Origin of the sequence: Gordonia sp. UBA7860, assembly GCF_002500165.1 — a bacterium.
Taxonomy (GTDB): domain Bacteria; phylum Actinomycetota; class Actinomycetes; order Mycobacteriales; family Mycobacteriaceae; genus Gordonia; species Gordonia sputi.
In genome coordinates, this window is record NZ_DLSO01000134.1 from 2,374 (window position 1) to 2,694 (window position 321).

General features: G+C 63.9%; 1 protein-coding gene. It reads left to right on the forward strand.

Annotated elements, in window-relative coordinates:
• A partial coding sequence (locus B3T59_RS16870; RefSeq protein WP_287004418.1) for an ABC transporter permease occupies window positions 1-321 on the forward strand: 321 nt, incomplete at both ends.

The following is a 321-nucleotide window of genomic DNA, read 5'->3' on the forward strand; positions in this document are numbered from 1 at the left end:
CGTGCTCGGCTTCGTCGCGCAGTACCTGCTGGGTGTGAAGTGGCATCTGTTCCCGGTCACCGTCGGCGGAAACCTCGACTTCTATCACCTCATCCTTCCCGGATTCGTGCTCGGCGCAGTCTCATTCGCCTACATCGTGCGACTCACGCGCTCGGAGGTCGCCGACAATCTGACCGCCGACTACGTACGCACCGCGTCGGCCAAGGGCCTTCGACGACCTCGCGTGATCACCGTGCACGTCCTGCGCAACTCACTGATTCCGGTCGTCACGTTCATCGGCACCGACGTCGGCGTGCTGATGGGCGGAGCCGTCGTCACCGA